The sequence below is a fragment of the Parasphingopyxis sp. genome (assembly GCF_052168275.1).
Classification (GTDB): domain Bacteria; phylum Pseudomonadota; class Alphaproteobacteria; order Sphingomonadales; family Sphingomonadaceae; genus Parasphingopyxis.
In genome coordinates, this window is record NZ_JBQLZM010000114.1 from 1 (window position 1) to 6,800 (window position 6,800).

Annotated in this window: 6 protein-coding genes and 1 pseudogene; 6 read left to right on the forward strand and 1 reads right to left on the reverse strand. The window is 64.4% G+C overall.

Features of this window, described 5'->3' with window-relative positions; translation table 11 throughout:
• From ACTS1X_RS10080 to ACTS1X_RS10095, 4 genes and pseudogenes are all read left to right on the forward strand, one after another.
• A pseudogene (locus ACTS1X_RS10080) lies at positions 1 to 315 on the forward strand (metal-dependent hydrolase); the annotation flags it as partial.
• Positions 312 to 1,703: a cryptochrome/photolyase family protein gene (locus ACTS1X_RS10085; RefSeq protein ID WP_442614262.1), complete on the forward strand. Its 1,392-nt coding sequence runs from the start codon at positions 312 to 314 to the stop codon at positions 1,701 to 1,703. The pseudogene ACTS1X_RS10080 and the gene ACTS1X_RS10085, both read left to right, overlap by 4 nt.
• A 70-nt stretch (positions 1,704 to 1,773) precedes the next feature.
• The gene (locus tag ACTS1X_RS10090) at positions 1,774 to 3,051 is read left to right on the forward strand and encodes a class I SAM-dependent methyltransferase (protein ID WP_442614263.1); all 1,278 of its coding nucleotides are present in this window, start codon (positions 1,774 to 1,776) and stop codon (positions 3,049 to 3,051) included.
• Positions 3,052 to 3,177: 126 nt separating this feature from the next.
• The gene (locus ACTS1X_RS10095; RefSeq protein ID WP_442614264.1) at positions 3,178 to 4,368 is read left to right on the forward strand and encodes a serine hydrolase domain-containing protein; all 1,191 of its coding nucleotides are present in this window, start codon (positions 3,178 to 3,180) and stop codon (positions 4,366 to 4,368) included.
• A gap of 54 nt (positions 4,369 to 4,422) precedes the next feature.
• Here ACTS1X_RS10095 and ACTS1X_RS10100 read toward each other — a convergent pair whose 3' ends face one another.
• Positions 4,423 to 5,217: a YkgJ family cysteine cluster protein gene (locus ACTS1X_RS10100; RefSeq protein ID WP_442614265.1), complete on the reverse strand. Its 795-nt coding sequence runs from the start codon at positions 5,215 to 5,217 to the stop codon at positions 4,423 to 4,425.
• A gap of 180 nt (positions 5,218 to 5,397) precedes the next feature.
• Between ACTS1X_RS10100 and ACTS1X_RS10105 the strand changes: the two genes are divergently transcribed.
• Positions 5,398 to 5,832, forward strand: a complete 435-nt coding sequence (locus ACTS1X_RS10105; RefSeq protein WP_442614266.1) for a hypothetical protein — start codon at positions 5,398 to 5,400, stop codon at positions 5,830 to 5,832.
• A 54-nt stretch (positions 5,833 to 5,886) separates the two neighbouring features.
• Positions 5,887 to 6,651: a hypothetical protein gene (locus tag ACTS1X_RS10110; RefSeq protein ID WP_442614267.1), complete on the forward strand. Its 765-nt coding sequence runs from the start codon at positions 5,887 to 5,889 to the stop codon at positions 6,649 to 6,651.
• Positions 6,652 to 6,800: the final 149 nt, after the last annotated feature.

The following is a 6,800-nucleotide window of genomic DNA, read 5'->3' on the forward strand; positions in this document are numbered from 1 at the left end:
GCCAATAGCCTGCCGGTCACCTTCTGGGCGCGCGACATCCACTGGCGCGGGCAGAGCGAGATCGGCAGCGGGCATTTCACGCTGTTCGGCGGAGACGCGATGGTGATGCTGGACGGCGACGTCCGGCCCGACGGGATGGACGGCGTCGACTGGCGCGCCGTCGCCGCGCGCAACCCGGACGCCCGCGCCTATCTGGTCTGGGCGCGGATGCCGTTCGTCGAGCGCCGGGAGGGTCGGACGCTGCTGCGCGACCAGAGATTCACCTTTGACGGTATTGGGGACCGCTTCACGGTCGATGTAACAGCTTCGGAATGAGCAATATTTCCATCGTCTGGTTCCGCCGCGATCTCCGCCTGTCCGATCAGGCGGCGCTCGCCGAAGCCGCATCGCGCGGCCCCGTCATTCCCGTCTATATCCTCGACGACGAAACGCCGAAGCACCGCAAGATGGGTGCGGCTTCGCGCTGGTGGCTCCACCATTCGCTGGAGTCGCTCGACCAAAGCCTGCGCGACAAGGGCTCGCGGCTGATCCTGCGGCGCGGGACGAGCGCGACGATCCTCGCCGATATCGCGGCCAAGGCCGGGGCCTCCGAAATCCACGCGCTGCGCCATTACGAGCCTTGGTGGCGCAATGCCGAGCGCGACCTGAAAGAGGCGCTGCCCGACGGGGTCGAACTCCGCCTGCACGACGGCAACTATCTGATGCCGCCGGGTTCGGTGACGACCGGCGCGGGCGATCCCTACAAGATCTACACGCCCTTCTGGAAATCGCTGCGCGAGCATATGCCGCCCCCCGAGCCGTCCCGCACGCCCCAGGCGATCGATGCGCCCGGCGAGTGGCCGGCGAGCGACGCTCTCGGCGACTGGGGCCTGCTGCCGACCAGGCCGAACTGGGCGACGGGCTTCGACGTCTGGAGCCCGGGCGAAGAGGGCGCGCGGCGCAATGTCGATGCCTTTGTCGACAAGGCGACGCGCTATGACGACCGCCGCAACCTGCCGAGCATCGAAGGCACGGCGCGCCTCTCGCCGCATCTCCATTTCGGCGAGGTCTCGCCCGCCTATGTCTGGCACCGCGTATCGGGGCCTGGCCGCGATGTGACGACCTTCCGGAAGGAGCTGGTCTGGCGCGACTATGCCCAGAATGTGATCCTGCAATTCCCGAAATATGGCGGCGAAGGCTATCGCGACCAGTTCGCCGATTTCCCCTGGCGCGATTTCCGCTCCTCGGCCGTGCGCGACGAGTTCGATCGCTGGTGCCGGGGCGAGACCGGCTATCCGATCGTCGATGCCGGGATGCGCGAGCTCTGGGAAACGGGCTGGATGCACAACCGGGTCCGGATGATCGCCGCGAGCTTCCTGATCAAGCATCTGCTGATCGACTGGCGCGAGGGCGAGCAATGGTTCTGGGACACGCTGGTCGACGCCGATTACGGATCGAACAGCACCAACTGGCAATGGGTCGCGGGCACCGGCGTCGATTCCAACATGTTCGTGCGGATCATGGCGCCACTCTCGCAGTCCGAGAAATTCGACGCGGGCGACTATATCCGCCGCTGGGTGCCCGAGCTGGCGGACATCGACGATCCGTATGTCCACGACCCCGAAGAGCATGGCTGCCGGCCCGACGATTACCCGGCCAAGATCATCAGCCATCGCGAAGCCCGCCAGCGCGCGCTGGACGCCTACGACACGGTCAAGAATTAGGCCGTCTCGGCGGGCCGGAAGCGTTGCGCTCGGCAACCCTTTTGGGCCATAAGCCCGCGCAGGAGGGGATATGGCGAGCAGTCCGTCACCGCGCGGGGAGCATCTGCTGAAGGCGGATCGCGGTTTTGCGACCGGATCGTCCTGGCTGTCGCGCCTGTTCGCGCCCGGCTTTCACAAGCTGCTCGACCGGATCGACACCGGCCTCGCGACGGGCCGCCTCGACGCGCGCCTGCCGGGCGGCGAGACGCGGGTCCTGGGCGACCAGGCGCCGGGAGTCGCGGCCCAGATCGAGCTCAAGAGCTGGCGGCCGCTGATCCGGCTGATGACCTCGGGCTCGGTGGGCTGGTATCGCGGCTGGGCGGAAGGCGAATGGGCGAGCCCCGAACCCGAAAAGCTGTTCGAACTGTTCGTCGCCAACCGCGGCACGCTCGGCAATGTGGCGCGGGCCAAGGGCGCAGCGCGCTGGCGCAACCTCCTCGCGCACATGCAGCGGCGCAACAACCGCGCCAATGCGCGCCGCAACATCGAGGCGCATTACGATCTCGGCAACGATTTCTACGCCGCCTGGCTCGACGAGACGATGACCTATTCGAGCGCGGTCTTCGCCGATCCGCTGGACCGCGAGGAGCCGCTCGCCGATGCGCAGCGGCGCAAGGTCCGGATGCTGCTCGACCGGCTCGACCTGGCGCCCGGCGACCGGCTGCTCGAGATCGGGTCGGGCTGGGGCGGGCTGATGGAGATCGCCGCGCGCGACTATGGCGCGGACGTCACCGGCATCACCCTGTCGACCGAGCAGAAGGCGTTCGTCGAGGAGCGGATGCGCGGCGCCGGGCTGGCGGACCGGGCGCGCGTCGAGCTAGTCGACTATCGCGACGTCCGCGGCACGTTCGACGCGATCGCCAGCGTCGAGATGGTCGAGGCGGTCGGCCAGGATTACTGGCCCGCCTATCTGCAGGCGATCGCCAACCGGCTGAAGCCCGGCGGCAGGGCGGCGATCCAGCTGATCTCGATCCCCGAGGCCGGGTTCGACGCCTATGCCGCCAGCGCCGACTTCATCCAGACCTATATCTTCCCCGGCGGGATGCTGATCGAGGAGACGCGCTTCGCCGAGATCGCCAAGCAGGCCGGGCTGCGCTGGGCCGACCGCGCCGGCTACCACCTCCATTATGCCGAGACGCTGCGCCGCTGGCGCGACCGCTACGACCGCGCGGTCGCCGAAGGCCGGCTGCCCGCCGATTTCGACGCGCGCTTCCACAAGCTGTGGCGCTACTATCTGATGTATTGCGAAGGCGGCTTCCGCGCCGGCGGCATAGACGTCGCGCAGGTGACGCTGGTGAAGGGGGATTAGGCGGCCGTGTCCGTCATTGCGAGGAGGGCCGAACATCGTTCGGGCCGACGCGGCAATCCAGAGCATCATGCGACATCGCCTGCCGCTCTGGATTGCGACGGTACCGACAAGAGGAGAAGAGGGACGATGATGAAAAACGCGATACTGACCGCCGCCGCGACGCTCGGCCTGGCGCTGGCGGCGCCCGCCGCCGCGCAGGACGGCGCCGACGGCCCCGTCCCGACCGATCTCAACATCCTGATGTGGACGCAGCCGCAGCGCGATTTCGCCTTTCCGCGGATGGAGGAACTCGCCCCGGTCCGCACGATCGCGAACGGCGAGGCGTTCCGCGAACTGCCGCGCGGCCCCGGTCTCGACATCGCGCTCGCGATCGACGGCGAGGACTGGACGCTCGACCGCTATCTGGAGGACCAGCGCGCCGCCGGAATCATCGTCGTCCATAACGGCGAGGTGCGGCTCGAGCGCTACCGTATGGGCGCCGATGTCGACACCCGCTGGACGAGCTTCTCGGTCGCCAAGTCGCTGACCTCGACGCTGGTCGGCGCGGCGATCGTCGACGGGCATATCGAATCGCTCGACGCGCCCGTCACCGATTACATCCCCGAGCTGCAGGGCAGCGGCTATGACGGCGTGACCGTCCGCCAGCTGCTGACGATGACTTCGGGCGTGCGCTGGAACGAGGACTATACCGATCCCGATTCGGACGTGTCTCTGTTCAACCAGGTAACGCCCGAGCCCGGTATCGACCCGGTCGTCACCTATATGCGCAATCTGCCGAGCGAGGCCGAGCCGGGCACGCGCTGGCAGTACAATACCGGCGAGACCAACCTGATCGGCGTCGTCGTCGCCAACGCGGTCGGCATGCCGCTCGCCGACTATCTGTCGCGGGAGATCTGGTCGCGCATCGGCACGGCGCGGGACGGCGAATGGATCGTCAATGCGGGCGGCAACGAGATCGCCGGCTGCTGCATCTCGGCGACGGTGCGCGATTATGCGCGCTTCGGCCTGTTCGTGCTGGCGGACGGGATGATCGGCGAAGAGCGCGTCGTCCCCGAAGGCTGGTTCGCCGATGCGACGACCCGCCAGGCCGATATCGGCACGCCGGGCCGCGGATACGGCTATCAATGGTGGACCTTCGACGACGGCAGCTTCGCCGCCCAGGGCATTTTCGGACAAGGCATCTTCATCGATCCCGCGCGCAATCTGGTGATCGCGTCGAACGGCAACTGGCCGGTGGCGAGCGATGCGGGATACCGCGAGCGGCGGAACGCGTTTTACCGCGCGGTGCAGGCGGCGGTGGATGGGGAGGGGCAATGAGCGCGACAACATGTCGGGCCGAATGATGGCCTATCTGCAATACTAAGCCAAAATTCAGTAAAGAGAAAAAGCGCCTTTATAGATGTCTTGGTATACCGGCTGAGCCAAAATATCATTTATAGGTGCATGCAAGCCATCAGCAAAAACATCTTCGCCATCTAGCCAATTTTTTTCTGTATCAGAGCTCGAAAAAGCTAAGTTAAGACCAGAATTCAGCTCTACGGCTCGGTAGATTAGCCCCGCTTTCTTAATTGCACCGGCAAGCGCAAGACGGTAGCCGCTTCCTAGCATCATGTACGGGTACGACTGCGGAATCTGCTCTTCGGAAACTAAATTGTAGGCGCGTTTACATACTTCCACATCCATTGAAGATGCTGCTCTGCATGCGATCGGTCGAACTTCGTAAACTGAGCATTCTTGGTCTACGAGCAAGGGGCAAGGCGAAACAAACTCTGCTCGCTCTTCGAATGACATTTTTTCCGTAAATTTATTGGCCGTCTCTACCGCGGTAGCGGCGGATTTGCGCATATTTCCCTTAAGTGACGAGCAAATATAGAAAATCTCTGCTGGGCTTACGTCTACCCACATCTGACAGCAGTGATAGCAGCCTCGACGGCAATCTATTTCGGCCGCTCGCTCGAAGCTCCGACTTGTCGTCTTCATGTGATTATATGTCCATTCCATCAGCGGGTTGACGGACATTCTCAGAATGCTGGTCCGAACTAGGCTATGGAGAACTCGCATAAGGGCCGCAATTTGCTCACCATCTCTGTTGGTAACGTTGATACCATTACCAAGCTTGTGCTTGTCTATTCTTAGCTGACGACGTCGTTCTGCCCGGTTGGCCATCCATATATCTTTGCACAATTAGAGTTCAGGAACCTATCCTAAACAGATAACAGTGACCCATCTATCCGTTGATTGTGGGTAGTGCCAAAGGATTAAAGTGACATCCCCTTGAAAAATAGGAAAACATCTGACCTATTCGGTCGGGAAACGCGCTTATAGCCGGGAAGGAAGGCCGCTTTCGTGAAAACCGCCGCAATTCCGGGAACGGTCGCCATATTGTCGGCGGCGCTGGCGTCGGCACCGGCTTCGGCGACCGATGATGCCGCGCCCGTCGAATATCGCGGGCAATGCGAATATGCCGACCGGTTCGCGCCGCTGCTGGAGCGGGGCGACCATGCGTTCGCGCTGTGCGATTCGGTCGTCATCCGCCGCGAGAACGGGCGCGAGACGTTCGAGTTCCGGCGGGACGGCCGGCGGTCGATGGTGCGCTATGCGGGCACGCGGTCCGGCGACGCCATGGCCGTCAGCCAGGTCCAGGTCCGCACCACGGATCCCCGGCCGGCCACCGGCACCTGCCGGCTCTCTTATCGCGACGGAACGGTCTCCGCGGTCACCTGCGTCGCGAACGCGCGCGGCTTGACGCACGCGGCCAATCTCGTGCCGTCCCGCCGGTAGCCGTAAAATCCTATTTGCTTGTAATGTAGGAAAACATCTGACCTACACTGGCGAATGACGGACAAGGCACCCGCATCCGGCCATCGCCCCCGCATTCCCGAAGGCGCCGCGGAAGATCCCGACTGGCCGCGCTATCCGAGCGGCGAACCGATGCCGGAAACCCATCCCGACCATGGGCCGATGCGGGATATCCCGCGTCGCGCGGACGGCAGCATCGCGCCCTATTATTATTGTTCGAAGGCCGAGCTGGAGAAATGGGGCGAACTCGATCGCCCGCCCGCGCGGCGGCGTCGGCATGACGGCTGGACGCCGGAGCGGATCGAAAAATTCCTTGAAGCCCTGCGCGCCACGGCCAGCATCACCGATGCGTGCCGCGTCGTCGGCAAGTCGCGCCAGTCGGCGTACAAGCTCTATAATCGGAAGGACAGCGCGCATATCCGCAAGGCATGGGATGAGGCGCTGCGCGCCTGCACCAATATCCTCGCCACCACCGCCTTCGACCGGGCGGTCAACGGCACGGAGGAACAGGTTTTTCACGACGGACATTTTGTCGGGTGGCGCACCAGATATGATAACCGCCACCTGCAATGGATGCTGCGCGCGCGGGATCCGGTGAACTGGGCGCCGCTCAGCGAGCTGCAAGGCTGGATGCGCCAGCGGGCCATCGAGAGGCATGAGCCGGTGGAGGCGTCGCTGGAGCGGGTGGCGAAAGCCGAAGAGGAATGGGGCCAGTGCCTGCCCGGCGAAGACGTGCGCGATGCGCTGCCCGAACCGGCGGAAAAGGGCGATGCGGACGGGGGAGGAGAGGGGGACGGCTGAACGGCCTCTGTGCGTCGCCTTTGTCAACTTAAGGGGTGGGCAAATGAGCAGAGCAACGTCATTGCGAGGAGCTCCGAACTTGTTTCGGGGCGACGAAGCAATCCAGAGCGGCTGGCGATGTCGCGTGCGGCTCTGGATTGCTTCGCTGC